Source organism: Dietzia sp. DQ12-76, assembly GCF_014145045.1.
In the GTDB taxonomy this organism is placed as follows: domain Bacteria; phylum Actinomycetota; class Actinomycetes; order Mycobacteriales; family Mycobacteriaceae; genus Dietzia.
In genome coordinates, this window is sequence record NZ_JAALDV010000466.1 from 1 (window position 1) to 1,667 (window position 1,667).

A 1,667-nucleotide genomic window follows, 5' to 3' on the forward strand; every position below is an offset into this window, starting at 1 on the left:
CGACGGCCGCGAACCAGTCTAGGTGCGCCCGGGCCCGGGCCCGTCCCATGCCACCCTCGCGGGTGTCGTCGACGCGGTCGGGCGCACCCTCCGGCCGCTCACGCGCAGCAGGCGCCACCCTCGGAATCGGCGCCGGCCTCGTCGTCGTCGTTCCTGGTGGTGTCACCCACCACCGGCGACGTCCCGAACGTCTCCGAGTCGGCCAGGACCGTGTAGATCTCCCACCGCTCGCCTCCCGGGCCGGTGACCCACACCTTGTCCTGGGTGGCGAAGCAGCAGGTCGTGCCGATCTCCTCGTCGGTGAACAGGCCGGCGTCGGTCAGTCGCGCGATCTCGCCGTGGACCTGCTCGCTGGACTCGACCTCGACGCCCAGGTGGTTGAGCGAGCCTCCCTGGCCCGGGTTCTCGAGCAGGACCAGCTTGAGGGGCGGCTGCCCCACCACGAAGTTGGCGTAGCCGGGCTTGCGCTTGGCTGGCTCGACGCGCAGCAGCGTCGAGTAGAACCGAACGGCCTCGTCGACGTCGTCGACGTTGAGGGCGAGTTGCACACGGGACATGGTCGGAACCTCCACCACTGAGATGTATATCGAAATTGTTGCACCGCCCAGGCAAGCAGCCTTTTCGATATTCGTCAAGAAGCTGGGTTAGACTCGCGGACATGCCCAAGGCCCTGCCCCTCCTCGACGTCAGCTCGCCGGTCTGCTGCGCGCCCGTATCGGCGGGGCCGATCGGCCACGAGGACGCCGTGGAGATCGCGCTGCGCCTCAAGGCCCTCGCCGACCCGGTCCGGATCCGACTGCTGTCGCTCCTTCTCACCAGTGACGACGGCGAGGTCCGCACCGGAGATCTGTCCGCCGCGACCGGCGTCGCGGAGTCGACCACCTCCCATCACCTGGGCCGGCTCCGCGAGGCCGGGATGATCGAGTCGGAGCGGCGCGGGATGAGCGTGTTCCACCGTGCCCGCGGGTCCGCGATCGACGCCCTGCGCGCCGCGCTCGACCCGAACTGTTGCACCTAGCCGAACCGGACCGCACCGTCCACCAGGTGTATGCGTGCGTCACATCGCGCCGCCACCCCCTCGTCGTGCGTGACCAGCATCAGCGCCACGTCGAACTCCCGCGCCGTGCCCAGGAGCAGGTCCATCACGACGGCGCCCGACTCCGAGTCCAGCGCACTGGTCGGCTCGTCCGCCAGGAGCATCGACGGACCGTGGACCAGCGCTCGTGCGACGGCCACCCGCTGGCGCTGCCCTCCCGACAGGGCTCCCACGGACCGATCGGCCATCGGCCCCAGGCCAACCCTGTCCAGGAGTTCGTCGGCTCGCACCCGCACCGCGGTCCGGCGCGCACGCGACGGCCGTCCCCCGAGCCAGGCCATGGCCTCGAGTTGCTCGCGCGCGGTGAGGGACTCGACCAGGTTGGACTGTTGGAAGACGATGCCGATCTCCGTCCGGCGCAGCTCGGCCGCCCGGCGGGCACTCACCGCCGCCAGGTCCACCTCGCCGTCGCGGGTCGCCAACCACACGTGGCCGGAATCCGGCGGGGTGAGCGTGGCCGCGGCGGCCAGCAGACTGGACTTGCCCGAGCCGGAGGGCCCGGTCACCGCGAGACTACGGCCGCGGTCGATCCCGCACGAGACGCGGTCCACGGCGGTGAGCCGGCCGTCGA

Annotated in this window: 3 protein-coding genes; 1 reads left to right on the forward strand and 2 read right to left on the reverse strand. The window is 71.1% G+C overall.

Translation table 11 applies throughout. The annotated features are described in order from the left end of the window. Positions 1-98: 98 nt before the first annotated feature. Positions 99-557, reverse strand: coding sequence for an ArsI/CadI family heavy metal resistance metalloenzyme (locus tag G6019_RS14805; RefSeq protein WP_182613295.1), 459 nt, complete (start codon positions 555-557; stop codon positions 99-101). A 101-nt stretch (positions 558-658) separates the two neighbouring features. Here G6019_RS14805 and G6019_RS14810 point away from each other — a divergent pair, with 101 nt between their 5' ends. Further along, a complete protein-coding gene (locus G6019_RS14810; RefSeq protein WP_107756278.1) occupies positions 659-1,018 on the forward strand; it encodes an Rv2640c family ArsR-like transcriptional regulator in 360 nt (119 codons plus the stop codon). Here G6019_RS14810 and G6019_RS14815 read toward each other — a convergent pair. Further along, the coding region (locus G6019_RS14815) for an ABC transporter ATP-binding protein (protein ID WP_182627909.1) at positions 1,015-1,667 on the reverse strand (653 nt) is incomplete at its 5' end. The two genes, G6019_RS14810 and G6019_RS14815, sit on opposite strands and share 4 nt — an antisense overlap.

Bases quoted from the DNA above. Each gene is read 5' to 3' on its own strand.
- G6019_RS14810 (WP_107756278.1), top strand. From the start codon at position 659: ATGCCCAAGGCCCTGCCCCTCCTCGACGTCAGCTCGCCGGTCTGCTGC.
- G6019_RS14805 (WP_182613295.1), bottom strand. From the start codon at position 557: ATGTCCCGTGTGCAACTCGCCCTCAACGTCGACGACGTCGACGAGGCC.